Below are 24,636 nucleotides of genomic sequence, written 5' to 3'. Positions count from 1 at the left end.
GCTATTTAAAAGCGAAAGCTTAAGCCCAACGCCATTCCTGCAAGCTAAACATTGCGGCTCGAAAAAAGACCCCGGGGCACCAGCTCCGGGGTTTTTGCGTTTCAGGGACTAACATAAAGTGATAACTCTTGCATATGGAAACGAAGCAACTCAAGTTCTCCTATCGGGATGATAGCAGCATCCCAACGTTCCCAGATGATGGCCCCATTTCAGTCATGGATGCCCACTGCGGACTTTGCGCAAAAGGAGCTGCATGGATAGCAAGGAATGATCAGGAAGAAGAGTTCAGGATAGTACCGCTGCAGTCCGAACTGGGAGAAGCATTAGCAGCCCATTATGGGCTCGATCCATCTAATCCATTGAGCTGGCTATATCTCGAAAATGGAGTTGCATATACCTCACTGGATGCATTGATCCGTGTTGGGTTACGCTTGGGGGGAGTATGGAACATTTTGGTTGTATTGCGAATTTTACCACGATCTGTGCAGGATGCGATGTACGGAGTTGTTGCCCGCAATCGCTACAAGTTTTTCGGCAGGGCAGATTTGTGTTCAGTGAAAAATTCTGAAGTCAAAAAAAGGCTGTTATTTTGAAAATATTGGTATTAGGCGGCTACGGGGTCTTTGGTGGACGACTGATCGAACTTCTTTTAAATATTGAGAGTCTCGAGATTGTCGTTTCTGGACGTGATCGTAATAAGGCTGAAGATTTCTGTAAAAAACACAGTGGTGATGCAACACTCACCCCTTTAGCTTTAGATCGCACGGATATTGCTCTCCAGCTACCGGAAATAAAGCCTGATATTGTAATTGATGCCTCTGGCCCGTTTCAGGCCTACGGTCAAAATAGATATGCCACCGTTGAAGCCTGTATTGCAACTAAAGTGAACTATCTCGACTTTGCAGATGCCGCAGATTTTGTCTTCGGTGTTTCACGGTTTGACCAGCAGGCAAAGGCCGCCGGAATTTTTGTGATCTCTGGCGTGAGCAGTTTTCCGGTTCTGACGGCAAGTGTCCTTCGGGAAATCTCTAAGACGATGGAGATACACCACGTCACTGGAGGTATTGCACCGTCTCCATTCGCGGGAGTTGGGCTCAACGTAATGCGTGCGATTGTTGGTTATGCTGGTTCGCCAATCACGTTGTTTCGTGAGGGCAAGCGTGCACAAGCAATTGGTCTTGCTGAAACACGACGTTACACGATCTCTGTACCGGGCAAATTGCCCATGAGAAATACCCATTTTTCGCTTGTCGACGTGCCAGACCTGCAAGTCCTGCCACCTGAGCATCCCACAATGCAATCGATCTGGATGGGGGCGGGACCTATTCCTGAGATCTTGCATAAGATGTTAAACTGGATGGCTCGGATGCGGTCAACATTCAGGCTTCCATCCTTTGAGCCGCTATCTCCACTTTTCTATCGGGTACTGAATCTCTTTAAGTTTGGCGAGCATAGAGGCGGCATGTTTGTTCATGTAAGTGGCGCAGCGAATAATAAGCCCGTCGAACAGTCATGGCATATGTTGGCCGAAGGTGACGATGGCCCCTATATTCCGTCCATGGCAATCGAAGCAATTATTCGCAAAATTGCTGCAGGCGAAATGCCCGAAGCAGGTGCAAGATCTGCGACCCGGGAACTGGAGTTGGAAGACTATAGCAAGCTCTTTGCAACAAGGCCGATAAGCATGGGCTTCCGGCAAGATCAAAGGGACGAGCTCAACCCGTTCAAGCAAGTGCTTGGTAGCGCATTCAATCTTCTTCCAACTGCATTACAGAACTTTCATGGCTCAGGCCAAAAACAAACGTGGCAAGGTCAGGCAGTAGTTCATCGAGGCTCAGGGCTGCTTTCGAAAATGATAGGTCGTGTGTTCGGTTTTCCCAAAACGAACGACGCGGCGAATGTGTGTGTCACCCAGATTCCAGATGAAAATGGTCTAAGCTGGACCCGGTCGTTTGATGGAAAAGAATTTGAATCTTTTCTGAAAGTGGGTAGAGGAAAAGACGGTTACCTTCTGAGTGAACAATTTGGACCCGTGAAGGTTGCTCTGGCACTCGTCTTAGATGAGGGAAAGCTGCGCTTTATTCCTCGGAGATGGTCTATATTCTCAATACCCATGCCACGAATTTTGCTGCCTCACGGAGAGAGCTTTGAGCAAGAGACGGATGGGCGGTTTTCGTTTGATGTCCAGATTTCAGCTCCAGTGGTAGGGCACATCGTTTCCTATAAAGGTTACCTCGAACCAGAGACTTAGTACCCGTAAATAGCCTTTACACCTAAGTAAATGTGGCGGCAAAGCTACAGCAAGCTCTCGGAAACTTCCGTAGCGTTCAAAGTCTCTTTCGCTGATTGGCGTGTTTTGCTAGAGCTGACTGCCTAGTTAACAACGTGAGAAATCAATTTTGCCTATGTAATCACCGGTCTCTTATAGTCAATCATTGTTCTGCAAAAGATACTCTTTTGCGGCGCGCTTTTTGTTGCGCGGATGGTGGCATGAGACCGGTTTGGCCTCGTGATTTCTGGCACTATCCTTGCGCATTTTTGCGCACTGCATTCTATAAAGTCCTTAGCCTTACCGTGCGCTGTAACGGCGTCATGCTGCGCATCCGCTTTTTGACAAGTGGAATTCCAAAAGCATGTCGAAATCGCTTAAATGCGTCTGGACGCTTCAACCAGAAAACCCACCAAACCCGATTATTCCCTGCAAGAACTGCGGTGTTCTTAAGCCCTTCAAACCATCAGGGAAGTTCCGTCTCAATGCAAATGGCACCAGACTGGACGCATGGCTTATCTACAAATGCATGACCTGCGACGCCACGTGGAACCGCGCGATTTTTGAGCGTCGCAACCGCAAGCAGATCACCCCGAGCCTACTCGAAGCACTGCAAATCAATTGCCCGGAGAAAGTGAAAAGGTATGCCTTTGATAAAACGGGTTTGCCTGCTGTCGCCGCGCCAGGTGAAGGTGAGGGGATGGTCACCGTTCACAAGCAAATCGTGGAGGGCACGGTGCAAGATTGGACAGATCTTGAGATCGCACTGAACACAGTCATGCCGGTCAACCTGAGGCTGGATAGATTGCTCGCTCAGGAGCTGGGAGTGTCACGAAATGCTCTGAAACTACTTGTCAGACAAGGTGGGCTTCTTGATGGAAACGAAGAACCTCTTCAATTGAAGAAACCTCCCAAACACGGCACTGTCCTGCGCCTTCAACTTGCTGACCACACTAATTTGAAAACACAAGTCAACTCAGCCTTACTCGCAGATGAACTTGTAGAGGCGTGACATCAACCACAAGCCCCCAGAACAAAGATTTGGGGGCTTGTTCCTACTGAATTGAGGTCGGCAATAAGCCACTAAAGATTACACATCACGTCCGCCAGAATCTCGTAGGTCATTGGGTTCCCCATCTGGCTGACGTTGAAGCGCATGAACTGGCCCATGGATTGGGTTGGGCTGAAAACATCACCTGGGGCAAGAACCATGTTTTGCTGCAGGGCTGCGCGGGCGAGTTCAGCTGAATCGATGCCTTCCGGCAGCGAGCACCAGAGGTAAAATCCGCCTTCTGGCATCAACCAGGTCTGAATGCCCAGCTCAACCAGGTTGGCGGAAACCTCGCGCCGTGTTTTGGCAAGGCGAATACGCAAAGCCTCCATGTGCTTTCGATAGGAACCATCACTCAGGCAAGCATAAATAAGTTCCGTGGTGATCGGGCTAGGGCCACCGAAGGTCGTGGCCACCTGAAGATCAACCAGAGCTTCAATCCAGTCTGGTTTGGCAGCGATGTATCCGCAGCGTGCGGAAGCCGACAATGTCTTTGAAAAGCTGCCAAGACGGATCACGCGATCAAACCCGCCCAAGGCCGTCAGGCGCGGCGTTATTTCTGGCAGAAACTCAGAAAACACATCATCCTCAATCAGGATGAGATCATGCCGAGCTGCGATACTCAGGATCTTATGAGCACCTTGAGGAGAGAGGGTGACCCCCGTGGGGTTATGCAAGGAGGTGTTGGAGATGTAAAAACGTGGCTTATGCTCCACAACAGCCTGCTCAAACTGCTCACAATCCATGCCTGTTCTAGTGTACGGTACGCTCACAATCTCAACCTGATGCGCTTTCAGGATTGCCTGAAAGTTGAAGTAGCAAGGGTCACTGACGAGAACCTTGTCTCCGGGGCGCAGCAAAAACCGGCAGAGCAAATCAATGGATTGAGTAGCAGAACCGGTCAGCAAAATCTGGTTCGGATCAACTTCAATACCTTCTGCTGCAAACTGCCGTGCCTGCAACCGTCTCAGATTGCTGGCTCCCCGTGTACTTGCATAATCTGAAAGCAAGTGATCATCTGCCTTGCTCAAATTACGAATGGCCTTGCGCAGGGATGCATTCGGCATCCAATCTGCAGGCATCCAGCCACATCCGGGTTTGAGCATATCCCGGCCAGTGTCCAGCGACTGTCGAGAGACCCAGAACGGATCGATCTCCCTGTCCAGATGCGGCCCAATCTCTGAAACCGTAAAGGGCTGCGTTTTCGGGGAGACATAAAACCCGGCCCCTTTGCGGGCAAAGATAATCCCTTCAGCAGCAAGGCGGTCATAAGCCTCAACCACTGTCGAGGCGGAAACATTCATTGTAGAGGCAAACCCCCGGATGCTCGGCAGTTTCTCACCCGGTTCCAACGCGCGGCTGCTGATCTTGCTGCGCACCGCTTGCATCACGCGTTGTGTTTGTTGCCCATAAGCCATTTTACATCTCACTTGCTGTATTGATGATTGTAGCAGTACAGTTTCTCGTAATTGTATTGTTTTGTGGCTGTTGTGCCTAGCCCCACCTCGCTAAAAAACAGAAAACGGAGGTGAATGATGCAAGCATCACTGGCACAAAGAGGCTCAGCAGGCTGGGGAAACGGCCTGCTCGGTGTCATAATTTTCAGCGGCTCTTTACCCGCAACACGCACAGCTGTCGCCGGATTTGATCCATTCTTTCTGACAAGCATACGCGCAGTGATTGCCGCATTGCTCGGCATTGCGTTGCTGAGCGTGCTGAGGCAGCCTCTCCCAAAACGGCAGGATATCTTGTCATTGGCAGTCGTTGCACTTGGTGTCGTGATCGGCTTCCCACTGCTGTCTGCATTAGCACTCGCGCAGATGACAGCAGCGCAGTCGCTGGTTCTGATGGGAATTTTACCATTCTCAACTGCAATCTTCGCTGTGTTGAGAGGAGGGGAAAGACCAAAACCATTCTTCTGGGTGTTCTCAGGTGTGGGCAGTCTTGCTGTGGCGGTGTTCGCGCTCTCACAAAACGCAGAAGGCTCACTGCTTGGCTCTCTTTACATGTTCGGCGCAATTATTGTGTGCGGCCTTGGATATGCAGAAGGGGCGACACTTTCAAGAAAGCTGGGAGGCTGGCAGGTCATTTCATGGGCACTTGTGCTGGCTCTTCCAGTCATGCTGGTAGCTGCATTCCTGAGTGTACCTGCTCAGCTGCCAGACAGTCAGTCCACCGCGTGGTATGGCCTCATGTACGTATCTGTCTTCTCAATGCTGGTTGGCTTTGTGTTCTGGTATCGCGGGCTGGCTTTGGGCGGTGCAGCGGGTGTTGGACAGCTTATGCTCCTGCAACCATTCTTCGGCCTCATGCTCGCAGCACTGCTGCTTCAGGAGACGATTTCGTCAATGATGATTGCAGCAACAGTCGTTGTGGTTGGTTGTGTTGTCGGTGCCAAACGATATGCATAAATAAAAGACGAGAGCAGGTCACTACGAAGCGGCCTGCTCTCACTGTGAGACCTATACCCGTCGCAGTATCTGCACGATGGTCGCGCCCGGTTCCCGCAAAGGAGTGGTGCAAACGGAAAGCACGCGCCCATCATAAGGCGCAGTGTACTTCGCCACTACATCGCCGAAAGCGTTTGTCATGGTGGCAACCAACTGGCCTTTGGTCACCTCCTGATTGAGCTGCACGAGTACGCGCGCAAACCCGCCAGTGTCTGCAGTGATCGACACATCGTCGTTCCCCACATAGCTTTCAATCCCAAGCAGGTTCACTTTGCCCGCAATCATTCCGTAGTCGATCAAGGTGTTCAAAATGCCCTGAACGCCGCGCTGGGTCATATCCGGATCAAACACATTGGCACAGCCCAGCTCGATGGTAAGCGATGGGACGCCAGCCCGAACCAACTCAGTCTCAACCGAGCCATCAATACCGTCATCTTCTAGGATCTGATCTGCAGGTTGAAGAGCGGCCAGTCGACATACATCTGCACTGCGGAAGTCTGCGAACATAAAGAATGGGAAAGCTGTTCCGGTTGACTGCGTATGCAGATCCAGAAAGATATCCGCATTGTCCATGTAAAGATTATGCCAAAGCGCATAGGCATACCGGCTTCCCGCATTTGAGCTCTTCGCATCCCCCGGCATCATGCGGTTGAGGTTTGTGAAGGTCTGTGTCTCATTTTGCGAAGGGTAGTAGCGCGAAGCCAATTGCATGCCAGGAGGGTTTGCACCCGGTACCAGAACAACAGTACCTTTCAGAGCCGCTGGATCAAGATGCGGTAACAACTGGTGGATCACATCCACCCCCTGAACCTCATCCCCATGCAGCGTTGATTGAATGAATAGCTTAGTTCCGGGTTCTGCACCCTTGATCACAATCACTGGAATACGGTGGTAATTTCCCAGGGAGTCTGTGGAGGCTTTAAAGAAGAAACGGTGTTTCCCAGCAGCAAGCTCATCAACACTGAGCTTTTCGATGACGGGTACACCATCAATGATATCATTCGTTGTTTTCATGGAAGAAACCTACCGCGCCCGACACAGATGGAACAAGTGAGTTTACATCAAACATCACAGTGTTGATTGGCCTGAGTTTCTGAAACTGAACATCCCACCTTCGGGTGTCTGATGCATGATCTGCCAATAGCAACTTGAGCTAGGTTTGATTCTTGTATACTTATGTATGCAAAGTTGAGGTGATTTATGAATATTGCAAGTGATCACGCATTTTCCGGCCTGCAGAAAATCTATGACCAAGCTCGTCCGCGCTACCCACAGGATGCGCTGGATCACATCGTGGATCTGTTGGAGGAGTCCAAAGGTGCAGAGCAGGGGCATCTATTGGATGTTGGCTGCGGCACTGGAATTTTGACGCGCCAACTTCAAGGGCTGTCACCAGGCAGCAAGCTTACAGGATGCGACGTCAACGAAGACATGCTGTCTCAGGCAAAAGCAAGGGATAAGGCAGGTGAAATGTCTTGGTATCAATCCGCTGCTGAAATGCTTCCGTTCGAAGACAGTGCCTTTCATCTCATCACCGTCGCACAGGCCGCACAATGGTTTGATCGACCGAAGTTCTACCGGGAAGTACAGCGTGTTCTCACCTCACAAGGGTGTCTGGTAATTATCGAGAACAACCGGCAGCTGGAAGCCTGCGCTTTCATGCAGGCCTATGAAACCTTAATCGAAACGCACAACACCAGTTACTCAAGAGATTACCGCAGGTTCGACTATGCGCAGGAAATGCAAAAGGCGGGCTTTGCTCAGGCAAACGTTCGGCGGTTCCCTTGGTCCCGTTCCATGTCACGGCAGGATTTTGTTGAAATGGCCAAATCCTCCTCAAAAGTTCAAGCTGCGATCAAAGCAAGCGATGGCGTTTTCCTGATTGAGCTTGATCAGATCCTGCAAGAACATTGGGGGGAGGACGAGCAAATAGTGATTGATTATTCGACACAGGTCTTCGTTGGGCAGCAATGAGACTGTTGAGGCGCTGAGGCAAATCGGCTTGTGCAGCTTAAACCAATGCAAAGACTATCTTCTTAGAGTATCGGGAATGCGCAACTTAAAGGCGATCCATTGAACACGAATAGTGGACACCGCCGGGATTAAAATGGCCAAATGTCCTATCAAAATCTGACCGTCATCTTTGCAGTGGTTTTTTTGTACAGCGTGATGAGCCGACGGCTGGAGCAAAAGCCAATCAATGGAGCATTGCTGTTTTGCATTATTGGCTTTTTGCTTGGCAATGACGGTTTGGGTTGGTTTCAGGTCAAGCTCACCAATGAATCCATCAAGACACTGGCCGAGTTGGCCCTTGCCATTGTTTTGTTTACGGATGCGGCCAAAGCAAATCTCAAGGTCCTTGCCACCAACATTGACTTGCCACGACGGCTCCTCTTGGTTGGCTTGCCGCTCACAATCATATTTGGCATCGGAGCCGGGATGGCGTTATTGCCACAACTCCCTGTTATCGAGATCGCAATTCTGGCCGCTTTACTTGCTCCAACGGATGCCGCGCTTGGCAAGGCCGTGGTGACAGATCCCTCTGTACCGGCCAAGATCAGAGGAACTTTGAATGCCGAAAGCGGGTTAAACGACGGCATCTGTGTTCCAATTGTGTTTTCTCTCCTCCCAATTGCAGCTGATCCATCCCTGATAAGCCACCTGAACAAAATGGCCGCGCAATTGCTTGCTGAGCAGATCGGCCTGGGTGTTCTTGTGGGGATTGGCATTGCCATACTCGCTGGGCAGATCATTGATTACTCTTTCCAGACCAAGGAGCAATCCAAAACGTGGGAGCAAGTGACTGTCGTCGCTCTGGCGATCTGCTGCTTCTCAGTCGCGCAACTGGCAGGTGGCAGCGGGTTCATCGCGGCCTTTGTGGGCGGTATTGTTTTCGGCTGGTGGGAGAAGCCCTACAAAGAGCAGCTCCTGGATTCAGCAGAAGGAATAGGAGACTCGCTCTCCCTCATGACATGGCTCATTTTTGGCGCAGCTATCATCGGCTCAGTCCTGCATGAGTTCACTTGGGAAATCCTGGCCTACTCCATCCTGAGCCTGACGGTCGTCAGAATTTTGCCTGTCCTTTTTGTCTTGCGCGGTGAGCCTTTGAGCACAAAAGAAAAGCTCTTTATTGGTTGGTTTGGCCCACGAGGTCTGGCAAGCATCGTCTTCGCTATTATCGTGCTGGATGCGAACCTGCCGGGAAGTTCCGTCATCGCATCAACAGCTGTAACCACCATCGGCCTCAGCGTTATCCTGCACGGGCTAACAGCGCATTCCTTCATCAGAGCATTGAAGAAAAAGTAGCAGGAGAGGGGCTGGCAAGAGGTTATCTCGCCAGCTCATCAGATCAGTCGATCATTTTTGCATGCAGTGCTTCGTTATTGGGGAAGTGCTGCAGGCCTTCTGTCCAGATTTCTTTGGCAGTCAGAAAGTCCCGCTTCTGCTCATAAATCGCCCCAAGCACCAGATACGGATACACATGATGCCAGTTGGATTTGGTTTTCTGCTGCGCCTCAATCATGGACTTCAGGATTTTGATGGAGGAGGCCTCCTGATCCCGCTTATGAGAGAAGCCATAGAGCGTCGCTTTCCCAAGCCACGCGCCCCAGCTGGTCTTATCTTTACTCAGTGCCTGATCAAAATAAACATCAGCACGTGCTGCCAACTCAGCCATCTCGCCTTCGTCCTCCGACATATAGGCCCCATACGTCAGAAGCGTGCCATACCGGGCAATCAGTTCCGGATTGCTGTTGGAGGAAATGTCCTTGTCCAGCAACTCAACTGTCTTTTTGAAGCTTTTGGAAGAAACCAGCTGAACCACCAGCAGCTCCCCATCCGGGCTCCATAGAGAGGTTGTCTTTATCTTACTCAAGCCCTGTTGTGGGCTGATATGCTGCTGTGTTGCACCATTCTTGTCCCATGAGAACGCCCAGGGCACCCAATGGTCAGCCAAGGCTGGCGGGCTAATAATCACGCTCATGAAGAGAGCCGGTGCCACAAAGCAAGCTTGGCACATTCTTTTGATAATACTCATAAAAAATCCGTCGTATTGAGAAGAAACATGGGTTTTTGACCTTCTTATTTCCTGCAGAAAATTACAGGACCTTTATTGACAGTTGTGTATCTAATGATACATATAAGTATCATGTCGATACCATTGAACAACACCACAAAAGACAAACTGCTGGAAGCAGCCGTACGTGTGCTCAACAATCAGCCACGGGCGTCTCTGGCAGATATTGCAGAGGCCGCAGGCGTAAAACGCGTAACTCTTCACCGTGTTATTGGCACACGTGAGGAATTGCTGCGTGACGTGGCCTTGCGCGCTTTAGACCAGATGGACGAAGCGTCTTATGCAGCCATCAAAGGCAAGCGCAAAGCGTTTGAACAGCTCAAAGCCATTGTAGGCGCTCTGGTGCCTTATGCAGATTCCTGTCACTTCCTCTGGAAGAATCCCGACGTGTGGGATGATCCCGAAATTGCTAGAGAAATCAAGCGCCACGACAAGGAACTCTGTGATTTAATTGATCGCGCAAAGGAAGAAGGCGACATTCTCTCCTTCATTCCAAACAGCTGGATCATAGCTTCGCTGGATGCTGTTTTGTATGCAGCAGCAAGCACATCACAGGCCGGAAACATCGCAACCAATGATGCCAGCGCACTTGCTATTCAAACCTTGTTTGGCGGCATTACGAAGAAGGTAAAAGGCATGCAACCCGTTGGGGGTTAGAGCGTGTTCCGTTTGATTGGATTCAAGCAAACGAAAAGAATTCGCTCCGACAAAGATGTTAGAGTGCGGTGCGTGAATGTAAATGAACGCGGCGTGCTTTGGGAGGCAGAACGAACAGTATAGGCCATATCAGGTCGGATAGGAACGTGATGGCTGCAGCAACTAAAATCGGGCGACTGGAGGGGCTGGACCTTGCCAGGTTCATCGCCTTCGTGGGTATGGTGATCGTCAACTTCTCCATCGTAATGGGCGCAGAAGGTGCTGAAGGTATTCTCAGCAACATCATCTACGCACTGGAAGGACGTGCAGCAGCCACCTTCGTTGTGCTGGCAGGCATCGGCCTTGGTCTGGCGGGGATGAAAGGGGAGCTTAACCTCACCATCTTCACCACGGTCAAACGCGCTGCCTTCTTGCTCGTGCTCGGCCTGCTCAACATGCTCATTTTTGATGCTGACATCCTGCACTACTACGCGTTCTACTTCCTCTTCGGCGCTCTGCTGCTGCCGTTGGGCACCCGCGCTCTGGGCTGGCTCATTGCTGGCTTGGCCACCACCGCCGTGATCATGGTCATCCTGCTGGATTATGACGCTGGCTGGAACTGGACCAACCTGACCTATCCCGAGTTCTGGACACCCGTCGGCTTCATCCGCAATCTGTTCTTCAACGGCTGGCATCCGGTCATCCCGTGGCTTGGGTTCCTGCTGTTTGGCGTGATGCTAAGCCGCTCAAACCTCTCCTCTACCAAAACGCAAGATGCGCTCATGTTCGGCGGCCTTCTGGTCTTCTTGTTCGTCAACGCTGTCAGCGCTTACCTGCAACCGCTCATCGCTATGGTAGAGCCGGAACTGGCCGATCTGCTGGGCACAAGCCCGGTGCCGCCAATGCCGTTTTACCTGATGGCTGGCATGTCCGTCGCCTCCATGGTCGTTGGCGTATGCCTGCGCTCAGCCCCAATGTTGAAAAGCCTCGGCGTGTTGACCGTCCTCAACCCCGCAGGCCGCCAGACATTAACACTCTACCTCGCCCACATCCTGCTCGGCATGGGCGTCATGGAGGAGCTGGGTCTGCTCGGTGCCCAAACCCCGCAGGCAGCCTTCCTCGCCTCAGCCATTTTCTGCGCTACAGCAGTCGTCTATGCCCTCATCTGGAGCCGATACTTCAAACGCGGCCCAATCGAAGCCCTCATGCGCAAAGTTGCCGGATAGTCCTCCCAAGAGCCACCCATCAGATCACGGTTGCCACGCCCGCCTCCAAAAGCTAGGCTCCGGTTTTACTCTCGGGAATATTGCAGTGTCTTTTTTATCGGCCCCACCCAAACTTGTGATTTTTGATTGTGACGGCGTGCTTGTGGACTCCGAGCCGCTCTACATCCGCACTCTGCACCGTTTACTGCAGTCCTATGGGGCGCCGCTCACCTTTCAGCAATGCTGGGAGATGTTCGTCGGCAAAACCAGCCGCGAGGTTGACGCCTACCTTAAAGAGCAGGGCCTGAACGCGCCCAGCCATTGGAATAAAGACTTCCACGAGCAATCAAACGCGCTGCTGGAAAAGGAAGTCCAGCCCGTTACCGGCATTCAGCAGGTGATAAAGCAACTCGCCAACGCAAAAATCCCCATCTGCGTTGGCTCCAACGGGCATCCGTTCACGGTCCGCATGTCGCTGGAAATCACCGGCCTGCTGCCATGGTTTGACGGCAACGTCTTCACCGCAACGGATGTCGGCGCCAGCAAACCCGCGCCGGACCTGTTCCTGCATGCCGCAAATAGGGCAGGCATCAACCCGGAGCACTGCGTCGTCATTGAGGACAGCGCCACCGGCATGAAAGCCGCCGCCAGCGCCGGCATGCGCTGCTTCGCCTACACGCCAGAATCCATTCCGGCACCCCAAAACCTCTTCGGCGCCCACCCGTTCCAATCCATGACCACCCTACCAAACCTGCTCGGCCTCGTTCCGGCATGAGCAGCCCGCTGGTCCCTGAATTCGCCGTCTCCGATTGGCTTGCATCCAAGCGCTTTTATTGCGAGGTGCTTGGCTTTGAATGCGTCTACGAGCGGCCAGAAGAAGGGTTTTGTTATCTGCGCCTTGGACTTGCGGAGATCATGATCGACCAGATTGGCACTGGCAGAACGTTCGACAATGGCCACGCCCCGCAATCCTATCCATTCGGCAGGGGATTGAACGTGCAGATTGAGGTGGAAACCATAGAGCCTATGCTCCATGCACTGAAGCAAGCGCAGGTCTCGCTCTTTCTGGAGCCCGAGGACAAGTGGTACCGCAAAAACAGCAGTGAAGTCGGCAACCGCCAGTTCGTCGTCGCTGATCCAGACGGTTACTTGCTCCGCTTCTGCCAATCTCTGGGAACTCGCGAGAACTAGGCCTCATGCTGGCATACCCCTCGGTGTCTTCCCGGCCCCCGAGCCGGGATCCATACCCCCTAAAGCCCATGGGAAAGCACAACACATCCATACAAACCCACACACAAAAACGCTGGCCTGCGGGCACAATTCGCCCGGCCGCAGACCAGCAGGACACTCATGAAGGGCTGTGTAAGGGTGGTACTGCCAGCCCTTGGAGTGCCGTTCACGGTGATCTAATCAAGAGACACAGTTTTAGTGTTGACCAATGTTGGAGAGGCGACGCTGCGTGTCGCGTGACCGGATAATCCTCTAGGGAAGGAGCCGCCGGACAACGCATCAGTTAAAATTCCGCAGGTCTTGTTGAGTGCCTCTAGGCGGTCAGATAGTGCACAATGCAAAGTGAGCAAAGCATCCCGCTCACAACTGTTCTTCATCCGCTCGCTCAGCACCATATGCTGGATGTAAGCAAGGTTCTGAAGATCAGAAACAACAACGTTTACTTCGTCAATTTCATTTTGAAGAGTATTTGTGGCGCCACAGGCGCATGCAGTGTCGTCCATATTCAAAGCCTTCTTTTCTGGCTGTTGAAGATCCGCACGACAAGGAGTTTTCTACGACCCACTGGCGAGCGGGAGGTTAGAAACCTGGAAAAGACAGGCGAGTTTATTCCCCCCCGAAGGAGGTGTTGTATTCACCGCCCTCCCGCTCATAGCAAAGGGTTTGCGCCTTTAGAAAAAAGACACAAAAAATCCGCTAGTTGACGGGAGCGGTAGCCGCTTTTCAGAGGTTTCTACGCCTCACATATGAATGTGGAATGGAACGCCCGCCCTGTCAACGAAAAGTTGCAGAAGAAGGCGGAGGTGTTGCCGTGGGGATACGCTGAAGACGCCCACCACCGTCATCCCGCACAAGCACAGCGCGATGCGAGACCCAGAGCCACCTCCACCAACGCCAGCTCTTTTGCTATCGGTTTGATGAGTAAAGTTTATAGATGAACTAGAATTATCTCATAAATTTCAGAGAGTAATGCGTTCCTCTAATTTGCTGTTGGTTATTGATGAATTATGCATAAGTTGTATAAAATTTTCTTGCAATTATAACTGCTTCGACAAAGACTGGCTGCAGACAGTGCTAATGGTCGGCGCTGTTCTCTTCATCATGTTTGGCATCGGTTAATTAGCCAATTTCGATTGCAAAATGCTTGGACAGCAAAAGTTGCCTTAAGCTGCAACGTTGGTGTGGCGATGCGAAAGGGATTTTGCATGTTTGGTGGTTTTCGGAAAAAAGTGACACGACAGACCATCGAGATGGTTAAGCAGCCGTATGCAATATTTCAACACCACCACGGTATCCCTGCAGGGTTTTGGCAGGATGAGTTTGTTGTTGGTTTCTTTGGGTCTATGGCTAGCATGGTTGCGATGATACTTGCCAAAGGTAAGTTGAGCCGAACTGATAGAGGTTATGTACTCCAGGACAGCTTTTCTGCTCTTTCCAATATGAATGGCATGGCAATAGCTCAAAGATTTACCGAGCTTACCACGCAAAAGCCTATGAGCGTATCATTCAAACAAGGAGTAGATAATGGCGCGATTATCTCATTCGCGATGTTTGGAACAACAGCCCCGGAAGATCAAATGTTGATTGACGCCGCAGAACAGGAAGCAGCTCGTTTGGGACTTCCATTGCCAAGTTATTTGATGATGACACTTTATGTCGAGGAGCTTAAAGAGCGTTTCGATCTATCTTAGATGTCTTAATCTCCACCTTTTGCCCCCCAACACACAAACTACAGCATGCTCAGCCAACGCGCTCATCGGCCATATGTTGTGAACGCGACCCTGCTGCTTAGCTCTGGATACCGGATCTTCGCTTCGCTCGTCCGGCATGACGGCGAGGGCGGGCGTGGAGCCTAAAACCTCCACCGCCGTCTTCCCGCACTTGATGCGGGATCCAGCCGGAACTCACCTCTGATAACGGCCTAGCCAGATCACGCGATTGGCAACCTACATCTACACACAAACTACAGCATGCTCACAAACGCCTCCTCAGCCAACGCGCTCATCAGGTAAGTGTTATGAGCGCCGCCTTGCTGCTTAGCTCTGGGTACCGGATCTTCGCTTCGCTTGTCCGGCATGACGGCGAGGGCGGGCGTAGAGCCTAAAACCTCCACCGCCGTCTTCCCGCACTTGATGCGGGATCCAGTAGGAAATCGCCCCAGATAAAGGCCGAGCCACATCACGCAGTTGGCAGGCCACACGGGCACCTGCAAACTACGGCATGCCCTATTACATCTACATCACCGCAAGTCAGAGAAACGGGACGCTCTACACGGGCGTCACCAATAATCTGGCACGCCGTATTCATGAGCATCGGGAGAAGGCGGCAACCTCGTTTACTGCTCACTATGGCGTTTCTCAGCTGGTTTATTATGAAGAATTTGAGCGTATTGGGGATGCAATCGCTAGTGAGAAAAAGCTGAAACGCTGGAGGCGAGCATGGAAACTGAAGCTAATTGAAACACTTAACCCGTCATGGCGTGATCTGTATCGGGACTTAGGGTGACGGCTTTGCTAATCATTCTAGATCCCGCATCAAGTGCGGGATGACGGCGGTTAGAGGAGCATTGCGTGGATCATCTCACCCCCCACCCCTTGCATTCCCGCGCATTTACCTATATCTCCCGAGGCAACGCGCTTATTGGGCATATGCTTGAAGCGCCACCCCGCTGCCTGCAATATATTCAGTAAGGCAGCCTGCTCGAGTGGGATGTAACACGGGCACGCACCGTGGTCCGCAGCGTTTCTAGGTCGCTTTCAAAGCTCCTCTCAAACTCCATGGATCTCAATTTTAGCCAGTCTGGCCGCGTAGATGTATGTCTGCGGGGTATATGCTGGCGTTTAATCTATGAGCATCTTCCTGATCCCATATCAGGGGGCGTGCTCTGCACATCTTGGAAGTACGAGAGTGAAGAATTTTGACGAAGCTGGCCTCGCAGAGCCTATCCTGCGCGCCGTAAAAGAAGAGGGCTATGAGGCCCCAACCCCAATCCAGCGTGAAGTAATTCCGCATATGAAAGCGGGCGAGGACATCCTCGGCATCGCACAAACAGGCACCGGCAAAACCGCAGCCTTCGTGCTGCCGCTGCTGACCCGTCTGGCAGAAGACCGCAAAAAACCAGCGCCGCACACCTGCCGTGCGCTTATTCTTGCGCCAACCCGCGAGCTTGCCTCGCAGATCGCTGATAGCGTGCGCACCTATGGCCAGTATATCGGCCCATCAACTGCCGTTATTTTTGGTGGTGTGAAACCCGGCCCACAGCTGCGCGCCCTGTCCAGAGGTCTGGACATCGTGATCGCCACACCGGGCCGTCTGGAAGACCACATGAGCACCGGTGGCATCAAGCTGGACGCCACAACAACCGTTGTACTGGACGAAGCCGACCAGATGCTGGACCTTGGCTTTGCGCCAGCCATCCGCCGTATTCTTGGCAAACTGCCAAAAGTGCGCCAGACAGTGCTGCTCTCCGCAACCATGCCACACCAGATCCGCAAGCTGGCCAAAGAGTTCCAGACCAACCCGCGTGAAATCTCCGTGGCGCCGGTCTCCCGTCCAATTGAGAAAATCGAGCAGTCCGTTCGCTTCCTCAATTCAAGCTCAAAACGGGCTGCCCTGCAGGAAATCCTGTCAGAAAAAGACATCGAACGCGCGATCGTCTTCACCCGCACCAAGCGCGGGGCAGACCGTGTCAGCGGTCATCTGGACAAAGCAGGCCTCAGCTCAGCAGCCATCCACGGCAACAAGAGCCAGCGCCAGCGCGAAAGATCGCTTGATGGCTTCAAAAACGGCTCCATCAAAATCCTCGTGGCAACAGACATCGCTGCCCGCGGTATTGATATTGATGGCGTCAGCCACGTGGTCAACTACGAGCTGCCAAATGTGCCGGAAGCGTACGTTCACCGCATTGGCCGGACAGCCCGCGCAGGCAAAAGCGGTGTTGCCATCTCCCTGTGTGATGGAACCGAACAGCCATACCTGCGCGACATTGAACGCCTGATTGGCCGCAAAATCCCGTCTGGTGATGGCGATTGGGCGGACGGCGAAATGCCTGCGTACGACCCAACAAACGAACAGACACAGCTGAAACGCCACAAACGCCCGCAAGGCAACCGTCGCCGCAGTGGCGGTGGTGGTGGCGGCGCTGGCCGCTCAGCCGGTGGTGCTGGTCGTCCAGCTGGTGGTGCAGGCCGCAACGGTGCTGCACAAGGCAGCAAACCAGCAGGTGAGGCAGGCGCAAGACCAGCCGGTGCAAAGCCAAATGCAGGTCGTGGCCGCGGCGGCAAACCAAACGCAAATGCGCGCCCAGCTCAAAAAAGCGGTCCAAACCGCAGCCAGAGCAACAGACCACGCCGCGCAAAACCAGCAGCTGCGCAGCGCTGATTTCATAAAACACGCCGGGGCTCACAAGCCCCGGTTTTGCTTTCAGGCCTCAGTGGTCTCTGCTGTCTCGCCCTCCGCCCGAGTGCCAAAATCGGCAGGCGAGACGATCTCGATCAGCTCAAAATCCTCAGAATGTTCAATCTCGCGGTGGCGAATGCCCGCTGGTTGCACCACACAGTCCCCCGGCTTCACCGTGCGGATGCCATGCCCCTCATACTCAAACCGCGCCCAGCCTTTCAGCACATAATAAAACTGAAAGGAGCAATCATGCACATGCCATTGCCCCGTCGCATTGTGCCCCTCACGCGCTTTGATCACATGCGCAACCACAGCCCCGTTGGTGGCATCAGCCACGCCAAGATCGCGATATTCAAAATAACTGCGCAACCCTCGCGCCTCAAACTCCCCAGCCTCACCTTCGCTGTGGCTGAAACTCTGTTCCTCATCCATAAAAATCCCTCCCTCACTGAGAGCAGTAGGGACTGCGAGAGCAGGGAACGTCAAGTTACAGATAAAGATAACTGGCCGTCGTGAAGTAGACCAGCACCCCAAGCACATCATTGCTGGTGGTGATGAAAACACCCGTCGCCGCTGCCGGATCAATGCCAATCTTATCCAGCACCACAGGCACCGTCGCCCCCACCATCGCCGCAACCGTGGTGACGATGACCAGAGAGGACGCTGCCGTAAGCGCCAGCCACACCGGGTCATGAATCTCAAACAGCACGGCCCCAATGCTGATGAGCACAGTCAGCACACTGCCTGCAATCACGCCGTTAGACAGCGCCCCGCAAAACTCCTTCCAAAGCCGAAACAGCGTACTGCCCGTCCAGATAGACCCCGTCGCAATGCCCTGCACCGCAACAGCAGACGCCTGAAGCCCGGAATTGCCCGCCATCGACATGATCACCGGAATAAACGCCGCCAAAATAGCCGCCTTCTCCAGCTCATCCTCAAAAGACCCAACCACCAACGCCGCAACAGCAGACCCAATCAGCCCCGTCATCAACCAGGGCAACCGGCCTTTGATGATCCGGCGCACGGAGTCTGAAGGCCGTGCTTCCGGCGAAACCCCACCCATCAACATCAGGTCTTCCGAGAGCTCCTCACGCACAATTTGGTTCATCTGCTCAGTCGTAATCCGCCCAATCAGCTTCCCGTCAACGTCAATCACCGGCATAGAGGAAATCTGCCGCTTCGCCGCCTTACGCAGCACATCCTCCTGATCCATCTCAGCAGACACCGCCAGCACATTAGCATCCATCACATCCCCAATGCGTGCTTTGGGTTCCAGCGTCAGCAAGCGCGTCACATCCAGCCGCCCCACCAACCGGTATTTTGCATCCACCACAAACACCGTACGAAACCGCCCCACCAGATCATACTGGCTCTTGATCGCCGCAATAGCCTTCCCCGCCGTATAATCCTCGTTGAATGCCACAAACTTCCGGCTCATCAACCGCCCGGCCGTATCCTCCCCATGCAAAATCCGCTCCTCAATCTCCGCCCGCGCATCCAGCTGCGGCACAATGATATCCAGCAAACTCTGCGGAAACTCATCGAGCGTATCCGCCAGATCATTCTCCTTCAGCGTATTGAGAATCTCCACCAGCCGCGTGGTCGTCCCGTCTTTCAGCAGTTCAGCGCGAAAATCCGGATAAAGCTCAGCAAGGATCTTGGTGGAAGGCCGAATAGGCAGCAGCGCAAACAGCTTGCGAGCGTCCGGCAAGGGGAGGGCGGTTAGCAACTGCAGCAAATCCGTGGGCGACCACTTCTTCAGCCGCTTCACCAGCCAGCTGGTCTCGTGCGCACGTAGCAAATGGCGCACCGTCTTCAGCACCTGCTTGTTGTGCTCATGCGCGGTGGTGTCTGTCTTGCTGCTCCACTGAAGTGGCTTCTTGTTCTTTGCCATCCTCCGCACCTTTGTTTGGGTACGATATTCTGCCTGCGCAGACCATGCCTCAGCGAAGTAAATCTCTCCCTAAGATCAAGCAAAACCAATGCTGTGTTTCTATAGCTAAAGTTTTCAAAGAATACCGCAGCCCACAATGAGAAAGCCTTTATGAAATCTAAGTTATGAGGGGCCTTGCGCGGGCGGTTATATCAGCGCCCAACAGCATAAAATGACGCACACCAGCGTCTACATATTGGAAAATCTCCGAGAAAGATGTGCCATGCTCAACCGGATCTCTCCAAAACTGTGCGTTCAGATTGTAGCTGCTTCGTTCCTTTCGCTTTTGGCAACCGGTTTTCTGATTAACTCCTCAATGGCTCAGGACAGCTACGCTCAGGCAGAACCCTACGAGGAACTGAGCGGAGCGGGATCGATGTATCCAGACGTCCTGTTCAATGAAACTCTGCGTCTCTTCAAAACATCAAACCCCGAGATCGAAGTGCGATACGACCCGATCGGTAGTGGGGCTGGTGTGCTGGCATTGCAGGCTGGCAAGGTCGATTTTGCTGTCTCCAGCGCTCCACTGGAAGCGATCCTGGAGCAAGACCTTGATATTGATGCCGCCGATGAGCCTGTCGCCATAGAAGACAAACTGCTGGAGATCCCCATCACCGCAGGCATGCTCGGTATTCTTTACAATATTGAGGGTGTTGGCCACTTGAAGCTCACGCGCAACGCGCTCTCCGGTATTTTTGATGGTTCCATCCAATACTGGAACCACCGCGAAATCCGCATGGTGAACCCGGACCTGCGCTTACCAAAGCTGAAAATCACCATTGTTGGCCGTAGCGACGCCAGCGGTGCAAACCTCGCCCTCTCCAAGCACCTGTACACCGCCGAAAATGCATGGTCCGGCAAATCTGCCAGCATCTGGCCACTGGAAACCTTCCCGAAAGATGCTGTCCTTGTGCCCAGTTCTTCTGAGGTCGTCACCAAGATCACCGAGAACAATGGCTCAATCGGCTATGCCCCCTCAGCCTTTGGCAGCACACTGGGAATCCCGATGGCCCTGGTCGAAAATCAAAAGGGCAACTTCGTAGCACCCTCACTCAATGCCGGAGAAGCAGCCATCGAGGAGATCAGCAGAAGTGGCGATCCGCTCTCCATTGATGAGATTCACAACCCTGAAGCTCCCAGCGCTTACCCCATCATTTCATTCTTTTGGCTGGTGACGGAAGACGTCTACCCTGATGTGAAAACCGGCACCGCGGTGCGCCAGTTTGCTGAATTTGTTTTGAGCGGACAGGCAAGAGGAGCCGCAATTTCCTCCGGCTACATCCCGCTTCCGGCCAACATGCGCGCAGATGCCAAGAAGCTGGCAGCAACCATTCACTGATGTAGAGCGGATCAAACGACGATCCCACATGCAAGCATTTCAAACAAAAAAGCGGCGGAAATGATCCCGCCGCTTTTTGAATTTAGTATGAAGTTTGCTTATCTAGGCTCGCTACGCAAACCTTTGACGATTGCAAAACATGCGCCAAGCAAGATAATCGCAAACGGGAAGCCGGTTGAAACCGTCATCGCCTGAAGGCTGGAAAGACCACCGCCAAGCAGCAATGCAATCGCAACAAGGCCAACCAAAGACGCCCAGAAGATGCGCTGCTGAACCGGTGCGTTCACCTTGCCACCAGCTGTAATGGTATCGATCACTAAAGAGCCGGAGTCTGAAGACGTCACAAAGAATGTGATGATCAAAACAACACCCAGTACAGATGTGATTTCAGCAAGTGGCAGGTTGCTCAGCATCTCGAACAGCTGAATCTCAGTCGCCGCACCTGCAATTTTGCCAAGGGTAGAAGTCGCTTCCAGCTCAATCGCTGTGCCGCCAAAGGCTGTCATCCAGAGGGTGGTAACAACACTTGGAATAACCAGCACGCAAATCATGAACTCACGAACGGAGCGGCCACGGCTGATGCGAGCGATAAACATGCCCACAAACGGTGCCCAGGAGAACCACCAAGCCCAGTAGAAAGTTGTCCAGCCCTGACGGAAGTTATCGTCAACGCGGCCAACTGGGTTGGAAAGTGCTGGCAGATATTCCAGATAAGCTTCCAGATTCCAGAACAGCTTCTGCAGGATGTCCAATGTTGGACCGGCCAACAGAACAAAACCAAGCAGCAAAGCAGCGGTGATTACGTTGAAGGTGGAAAGGTGTTTAATGCCTTTATCCAGCCCCATAACAACGGAACAAAGTGCAATAGCAGAGATCGCGATGATCAAAATGACCTTGGTTGTTGTCGTGATTTCAAGACCAAACAAATGGTTCAAACCAGCATTGGCTTGTTCTGCACCAATACCCAGAGAGGTTGCCAGACCAAACATGGTGGCAAACACAGCCAGAATATCAATCACGTGACCCGGCCAACCCCAAACGCGCTCACCCAGAATTGGATAAAAGATAGAGCGGACGGTCAGCGGCAGGCCTTTGTTATAGGAAAACAGAGCCAGACCAAGAGCAATCACAGCATAAGTTGCCCATGGGTGCAGGGCCCAATGGAAGATGGTGGAGGCCATGGCAAGGCGCTCTGCTTCCGCACCGCTCAGCGCTTCACCGCCCAATGGGGCCCAGCTGCTGCCAGAAGTGATGGAAGAGAAATGGCCAAGTGGCTCAGCCACGCCGTAAAAGACAAGGCCGATGCCCATGCCCGCAGCAAACAGCATGGAGAACCATTCGCTGTAGCTGTAATCTGGTTTTGCATCTCTGCCGCCGATGCGAACCTTTCCCAGTGGAGACACAATAAGGAAGAGGCAAAGCAACACAAAGATATTGCCGGCAATTAGGAAAAACCAGTCAAAACTAGAAGTGAGCCAAACACGTAGATCACCAAAGACCGGACCAATAGCGTCTTTATAGAGCAGAGTAATTGCAACAAAAATTGCAATCGCAATACTGGAAATAGTGAAAACGATATTGTGGACGTCAAACGCAACACCAGCGATTCGCGGTGTAATATTGTCTTGTCCTACTTCATAATCAGTATCAATAAGATTGGACGGCCCTTCGGGGGCCGGAATAAGATCTGCGCAGGTTTGATCAGTCATACTGGTCCTGTTTATTGGCAGATATCCACGCATGCAGCCCGAGTGCGCACGTCACGTGGATTTAGCAGCTCAACCAAGAGCCATGATCCGCTTGTTAGCCATCTGCCGCGAAAGCTCATGGGCGAGTCTATACGATCACTGCCAGAAATGGGTTCCACGCACAAAGGGCGGAAGCTGGCAACGCGGTTGCCTCCATGGCGGAGGCACAGATGGATAGCGATGCCATACAGCGAAAGTGATCTGGCTTAGCAAGAAGCCGTCGCTGACAGTGATTGGTTAGGCACCACTTGGTGTGCGCGAAACCTACAAATTTAAATGCATTACACACAAGAGTAAAAATACTTAGTCTTGGGGATAGCTTTTGCCGATTTGCCTGATCCTGCAAAAGCAATATCAAAGAGACCTAAAAACCTGTCTCACATCTCTAAGCTTGTGATCTTCATATTCTATTTTCGGGCCTCATACTGCTCGAACACGCCAGTTTCAGAAAATACCAATCTCTTCCATGCTGTATTGACTGTGCAAAGATGAAGATATTTCAGGTCTAATGAGGCGCGTGAGTAGGGCTGCTCTCTTATTGATGGCTTTCTCATAGCAAACCTTAGTGTGTGAGGTGAGGTTCGGACGCAGCGCAGAAAACACCATTCAAAGTAAGAGCAGCTCAGTTTCGGCTCCGTGGGAAGTCGATCCGATACGCATTGGAGACATGTTGCATTCGGCCTTAGGGCGAGAGGTGCAATCGAGGTGTAAGGTGGCGATGATGTTTGAGGCGAGAGCGTGAAGTTGCCATCTATGACCTGAAGGGCGAGCTGTGGTTAGAACGCAGTCTCATATCCGACTCAGATGTTCGCTCAGACTTTGAAACAGATTTGTGCACGCTCTGGAGCTCCACAGTCAAACAGCGGTTCTTTGTTCTACTGATGAAAGAAAAGGAGATCGGGTTTGCGTTCGAACATAAACCTAATGCTGATCTTGGAAGCGACGATCAGTGGGATAAGCTGCTTCTAAATGGTGTCGACCAAACTATGAGGGCAAAGCCTATATATAAAGTCACATCACCCAGGCTTGCGAAGTGAAAACCCAGCTCCTCAGAACTGGGTTCTGTTGGCTCGATCTCGATAAGTTAAGATAGCGCCCATTTAGCAACGATGTCTTCAGCACCTTTCAAAAGATCCGCATCGTAAGAGCGTGTTGTGACCGCAATGTTCTCTTTCACCTGCCATTCCTGATAGGCTCCGGTAATAATGGGCCCGACCGCATCCTGCGCCATCAACCACCCCATAGCCAGATGGGCCAGAGGCATTCCGGCTTTTTCAGCGAAAGCTTTCAACTCGTCAGCACAGCCGAGATACTTCTCCAGCAGCGGAGAATTCAGTTTCGGGTTATTGGCGCGATCATCATTTTGGTCAAAGTTACCACTTGCTTTGAAAGTTCCTGCCAGCAATCCCTGCATTAATGGGCTATAAGGCAAGTACTTGAGGTCATGCTCCTTGCAAAGCGGAATGATCTCATCACGACTACGGTAGCTCAGCGGTATATTATGATAATGCGTGGCATTCGGCTCCAGAAGGTTATAAAGCCCCTGATAAGTTGCCAGCTCACAATGTTGCATCAGCTCTTTAGTCATCTTCAATGAGAAGTTGGAGACACCCAAATGTCGAACCTTCCCACTCTCCACAACAGCACGTAAACCTTCTGCGGTCTCTTCAACAGGTGTATGCGGATCAGGCCAATGGCACTGCAGCACATCAATATATTCTGTCTGCAAACGCTCGAGTGATTGATCCACCTCTTCTATAATAGAAGCTTTGGTCAGATTGTTTTTGACAGCTCTTTCTGGATTGTTCCAAACCAGCCCGCACTTGGTGGCAATATACAGCTGGTCACGCTCAAAGGTCTTGAGGGCCTCACCCAAAAGCGTTTCCGCATGCCCTAGCCCGTAAACCGGTGCGACATCAAAGAAATTGATGCCCAGCTCAACGGCTGTTCGCATGGTTCGGATAGAGGTTTGATCCTCTGTGTCATTCCAGGTGCCGCCCACAGCCCAGCAGCCGAACCCCAACACTGACGCATTCATATCTTTCAAAGCTCTGAAAATCATTGTTATTTCCGCTATTAAAACTCCCAGGGAGAGGGGAGCACACAAAAATAAACTGCGCAATGCGCCATAACCGCCTTTCCAGGCCTGAAGCTGATGATCAAAACCGCTCCTTTGCGGGGATAGTTTTTTGGTTTGCGTTTATAAGATTTGATAGAAGGAGGATAAGTGCTGTCTCTCAGTTGGTCGGAGCAGGAGGCGTTTGATGATGCCGTTCTTAGTCCTCCGTCTTCCCAAACGCAC

At 52.3% G+C, this 24,636-nt stretch carries 23 protein-coding genes; 14 read left to right on the top strand and 9 right to left on the bottom strand.

Annotated features, from left to right (window positions below; translation table 11 throughout):
• Positions 1–134 precede the first annotated feature (134 nt).
• From PsAD5_RS00860 to PsAD5_RS00850, 3 genes are all read left to right on the top strand, one after another.
• On the top strand, positions 135–593 hold the full coding sequence (locus PsAD5_RS00860) for a thiol-disulfide oxidoreductase DCC family protein (RefSeq protein ID WP_063290729.1): 459 nt from the start codon (positions 135–137) through the stop codon (positions 591–593).
• Positions 590–2,251: an SDR family oxidoreductase gene (locus tag PsAD5_RS00855; RefSeq protein WP_063290728.1), complete on the top strand. Its 1,662-nt coding sequence runs from the start codon at positions 590–592 to the stop codon at positions 2,249–2,251. The genes PsAD5_RS00860 and PsAD5_RS00855 overlap by 4 nt, the downstream gene beginning before the upstream one ends.
• Positions 2,252–2,633: 382 nt before the next feature.
• Positions 2,634–3,281, top strand: a complete 648-nt coding sequence (locus tag PsAD5_RS00850) for a DUF1062 domain-containing protein (protein ID WP_063290727.1) — start codon at positions 2,634–2,636, stop codon at positions 3,279–3,281.
• A 71-nt stretch (positions 3,282–3,352) separates the two neighbouring features.
• On the opposite strand, the gene PsAD5_RS00845 is transcribed toward PsAD5_RS00850, so the two are convergent.
• Positions 3,353–4,738: an aminotransferase-like domain-containing protein gene (locus PsAD5_RS00845; protein ID WP_063290726.1), complete on the bottom strand. Its 1,386-nt coding sequence runs from the start codon at positions 4,736–4,738 to the stop codon at positions 3,353–3,355.
• Between the two features lie 117 nt (positions 4,739–4,855).
• Here PsAD5_RS00845 and PsAD5_RS00840 point away from each other — a divergent pair, with 117 nt between their 5' ends.
• Positions 4,856–5,731 (top strand): DMT family transporter, encoded by an 876-nt coding sequence (locus PsAD5_RS00840; protein WP_063290797.1) that lies wholly within the window; start codon positions 4,856–4,858, stop codon positions 5,729–5,731.
• A 51-nt stretch (positions 5,732–5,782) separates the two neighbouring features.
• Here PsAD5_RS00840 and PsAD5_RS00835 read toward each other — a convergent pair whose 3' ends face one another.
• Complete coding sequence (locus tag PsAD5_RS00835) at positions 5,783–6,784, bottom strand: succinylglutamate desuccinylase/aspartoacylase family protein (protein WP_063290725.1); 1,002 nt, start codon at positions 6,782–6,784, stop codon at positions 5,783–5,785.
• A gap of 186 nt (positions 6,785–6,970) precedes the next feature.
• On the opposite strand from PsAD5_RS00835, the gene PsAD5_RS00830 reads away from it, so the two are divergent.
• On the top strand, positions 6,971–7,744 hold the full coding sequence (locus PsAD5_RS00830) for a class I SAM-dependent methyltransferase (RefSeq protein ID WP_063290724.1): 774 nt from the start codon (positions 6,971–6,973) through the stop codon (positions 7,742–7,744).
• 141 nt (positions 7,745–7,885) lie between these two features.
• Positions 7,886–9,076, top strand: coding sequence for a cation:proton antiporter (locus PsAD5_RS00825; protein WP_063290723.1), 1,191 nt, complete (start codon positions 7,886–7,888; stop codon positions 9,074–9,076).
• Positions 9,077–9,119: 43 nt separating this feature from the next.
• On the opposite strand, the gene PsAD5_RS00820 is transcribed toward PsAD5_RS00825, so the two are convergent.
• Positions 9,120–9,752, bottom strand: coding sequence for a tetratricopeptide repeat protein (locus PsAD5_RS00820; protein WP_153040710.1), 633 nt, complete (start codon positions 9,750–9,752; stop codon positions 9,120–9,122).
• Between the two features lie 165 nt (positions 9,753–9,917).
• Here PsAD5_RS00820 and PsAD5_RS00815 point away from each other — a divergent pair, with 165 nt between their 5' ends.
• The 4 genes from PsAD5_RS00815 (at position 9,918) to PsAD5_RS00800 (ending at position 12,877) form a co-directional block, all read left to right on the top strand.
• On the top strand, positions 9,918–10,502 hold the full coding sequence (locus PsAD5_RS00815; RefSeq protein WP_208981710.1) for a TetR/AcrR family transcriptional regulator: 585 nt from the start codon (positions 9,918–9,920) through the stop codon (positions 10,500–10,502).
• Positions 10,503–10,651: 149 nt separating this feature from the next.
• On the top strand, positions 10,652–11,707 hold the full coding sequence (locus PsAD5_RS00810) for a DUF418 domain-containing protein (RefSeq protein WP_063290721.1): 1,056 nt from the start codon (positions 10,652–10,654) through the stop codon (positions 11,705–11,707).
• Positions 11,708–11,792: 85 nt separating this feature from the next.
• Positions 11,793–12,461: an HAD family hydrolase gene (locus PsAD5_RS00805; protein ID WP_208988430.1), complete on the top strand. Its 669-nt coding sequence runs from the start codon at positions 11,793–11,795 to the stop codon at positions 12,459–12,461.
• A complete protein-coding gene (locus tag PsAD5_RS00800) occupies positions 12,458–12,877 on the top strand; it encodes a bleomycin resistance protein (RefSeq protein ID WP_063290720.1) in 420 nt (139 codons plus the stop codon). Before PsAD5_RS00805 ends, PsAD5_RS00800 begins: the two co-directional genes overlap by 4 nt.
• A gap of 215 nt (positions 12,878–13,092) precedes the next feature.
• Here the strand turns inward: PsAD5_RS00800 and PsAD5_RS00795 are convergent, their stop codons facing one another.
• Complete coding sequence (locus PsAD5_RS00795) at positions 13,093–13,419, bottom strand: hypothetical protein (protein ID WP_063290719.1); 327 nt, start codon at positions 13,417–13,419, stop codon at positions 13,093–13,095.
• A 702-nt stretch (positions 13,420–14,121) separates the two neighbouring features.
• Here PsAD5_RS00795 and PsAD5_RS00785 point away from each other — a divergent pair.
• A complete protein-coding gene (locus PsAD5_RS00785; protein ID WP_153041322.1) occupies positions 14,122–14,607 on the top strand; it encodes a hypothetical protein in 486 nt (161 codons plus the stop codon).
• A gap of 272 nt (positions 14,608–14,879) precedes the next feature.
• On the opposite strand, the gene PsAD5_RS00780 is transcribed toward PsAD5_RS00785, so the two are convergent.
• Positions 14,880–15,116, bottom strand: coding sequence for a hypothetical protein (locus PsAD5_RS00780; protein ID WP_153041321.1), 237 nt, complete (start codon positions 15,114–15,116; stop codon positions 14,880–14,882).
• A 20-nt stretch (positions 15,117–15,136) separates the two neighbouring features.
• Between PsAD5_RS00780 and PsAD5_RS00775 the strand changes: the two genes are divergently transcribed.
• Both PsAD5_RS00775 and PsAD5_RS00770 read left to right on the top strand, forming a co-directional pair.
• On the top strand, positions 15,137–15,421 hold the full coding sequence (locus PsAD5_RS00775; protein WP_063290715.1) for a GIY-YIG nuclease family protein: 285 nt from the start codon (positions 15,137–15,139) through the stop codon (positions 15,419–15,421).
• Positions 15,422–15,823: 402 nt separating this feature from the next.
• The gene (locus PsAD5_RS00770; protein ID WP_063290714.1) at positions 15,824–17,296 is read left to right on the top strand and encodes a DEAD/DEAH box helicase; all 1,473 of its coding nucleotides are present in this window, start codon (positions 15,824–15,826) and stop codon (positions 17,294–17,296) included.
• Between the two features lie 42 nt (positions 17,297–17,338).
• On the opposite strand, the gene PsAD5_RS00765 is transcribed toward PsAD5_RS00770, so the two are convergent.
• Positions 17,339–17,746 (bottom strand): cupin domain-containing protein, encoded by a 408-nt coding sequence (locus PsAD5_RS00765; RefSeq protein ID WP_063290713.1) that lies wholly within the window; start codon positions 17,744–17,746, stop codon positions 17,339–17,341.
• 55 nt (positions 17,747–17,801) lie between these two features.
• Positions 17,802–19,208 carry a magnesium transporter gene (gene mgtE / locus PsAD5_RS00760; RefSeq protein ID WP_063290712.1) on the bottom strand — a complete coding sequence of 469 codons (1,407 nt, stop codon included), beginning with the start codon at positions 19,206–19,208 and terminating at the stop codon, positions 17,802–17,804.
• A 262-nt stretch (positions 19,209–19,470) separates the two neighbouring features.
• Here mgtE and PsAD5_RS00755 point away from each other — a divergent pair, with 262 nt between their 5' ends.
• The gene (locus PsAD5_RS00755) at positions 19,471–20,586 is read left to right on the top strand and encodes an extracellular solute-binding protein (protein ID WP_057464736.1); all 1,116 of its coding nucleotides are present in this window, start codon (positions 19,471–19,473) and stop codon (positions 20,584–20,586) included.
• Positions 20,587–20,684: 98 nt separating this feature from the next.
• Here PsAD5_RS00755 and PsAD5_RS00750 read toward each other — a convergent pair whose 3' ends face one another.
• Both PsAD5_RS00750 and PsAD5_RS00740 read right to left on the bottom strand, forming a co-directional pair.
• Complete coding sequence (locus PsAD5_RS00750) at positions 20,685–22,295, bottom strand: BCCT family transporter (RefSeq protein ID WP_057464735.1); 1,611 nt, start codon at positions 22,293–22,295, stop codon at positions 20,685–20,687.
• A gap of 1,123 nt (positions 22,296–23,418) precedes the next feature.
• A complete protein-coding gene (locus PsAD5_RS00740; RefSeq protein WP_063290710.1) occupies positions 23,419–24,396 on the bottom strand; it encodes an aldo/keto reductase in 978 nt (325 codons plus the stop codon).
• Positions 24,397–24,636: the final 240 nt, after the last annotated feature.

This window comes from Pseudovibrio sp. Ad5 (genome assembly GCF_001623095.1).
Lineage (GTDB): Bacteria > Pseudomonadota > Alphaproteobacteria > Rhizobiales > Stappiaceae > Pseudovibrio.
Note: the sequence above shows the minus strand (reverse complement) of the source record. Positions and strands in the feature narration are given on the sequence as shown.

Bases quoted from the DNA above. Each gene is read 5' to 3' on its own strand.
- PsAD5_RS00825 (WP_063290723.1), top strand. From the start codon at position 7,886: ATGTCCTATCAAAATCTGACCGTCATCTTTGCAGTGGTTTTTTTGTAC.
- PsAD5_RS00800 (WP_063290720.1), top strand. From the start codon at position 12,458: ATGAGCAGCCCGCTGGTCCCTGAATTCGCCGTCTCCGATTGGCTTGCA.
- PsAD5_RS00785 (WP_153041322.1), top strand. From the start codon at position 14,122: ATGTTTGGTGGTTTTCGGAAAAAAGTGACACGACAGACCATCGAGATG.
- PsAD5_RS00765 (WP_063290713.1), bottom strand. From the start codon at position 17,746: ATGGATGAGGAACAGAGTTTCAGCCACAGCGAAGGTGAGGCTGGGGAG.
- PsAD5_RS00830 (WP_063290724.1), top strand. From the start codon at position 6,971: ATGAATATTGCAAGTGATCACGCATTTTCCGGCCTGCAGAAAATCTAT.
- PsAD5_RS00835 (WP_063290725.1), bottom strand. From the start codon at position 6,784: ATGAAAACAACGAATGATATCATTGATGGTGTACCCGTCATCGAAAAG.
- PsAD5_RS00845 (WP_063290726.1), bottom strand. From the start codon at position 4,738: ATGGCTTATGGGCAACAAACACAACGCGTGATGCAAGCGGTGCGCAGC.
- PsAD5_RS00775 (WP_063290715.1), top strand. From the start codon at position 15,137: ATGCCCTATTACATCTACATCACCGCAAGTCAGAGAAACGGGACGCTC.
- PsAD5_RS00850 (WP_063290727.1), top strand. From the start codon at position 2,634: ATGTCGAAATCGCTTAAATGCGTCTGGACGCTTCAACCAGAAAACCCA.
- PsAD5_RS00810 (WP_063290721.1), top strand. From the start codon at position 10,652: ATGGCTGCAGCAACTAAAATCGGGCGACTGGAGGGGCTGGACCTTGCC.
- PsAD5_RS00820 (WP_153040710.1), bottom strand. From the start codon at position 9,752: ATGAGCGTGATTATTAGCCCGCCAGCCTTGGCTGACCATTGGGTGCCC.
- PsAD5_RS00750 (WP_057464735.1), bottom strand. From the start codon at position 22,295: ATGACTGATCAAACCTGCGCAGATCTTATTCCGGCCCCCGAAGGGCCG.
- PsAD5_RS00755 (WP_057464736.1), top strand. From the start codon at position 19,471: ATGCTCAACCGGATCTCTCCAAAACTGTGCGTTCAGATTGTAGCTGCT.
- PsAD5_RS00815 (WP_208981710.1), top strand. From the start codon at position 9,918: ATGTCGATACCATTGAACAACACCACAAAAGACAAACTGCTGGAAGCA.
- PsAD5_RS00740 (WP_063290710.1), bottom strand. From the start codon at position 24,396: ATGATTTTCAGAGCTTTGAAAGATATGAATGCGTCAGTGTTGGGGTTC.
- PsAD5_RS00860 (WP_063290729.1), top strand. From the start codon at position 135: ATGGAAACGAAGCAACTCAAGTTCTCCTATCGGGATGATAGCAGCATC.
- PsAD5_RS00795 (WP_063290719.1), bottom strand. From the start codon at position 13,419: ATGGACGACACTGCATGCGCCTGTGGCGCCACAAATACTCTTCAAAAT.
- PsAD5_RS00840 (WP_063290797.1), top strand. From the start codon at position 4,856: ATGCAAGCATCACTGGCACAAAGAGGCTCAGCAGGCTGGGGAAACGGC.
- mgtE (WP_063290712.1), bottom strand. From the start codon at position 19,208: ATGGCAAAGAACAAGAAGCCACTTCAGTGGAGCAGCAAGACAGACACC.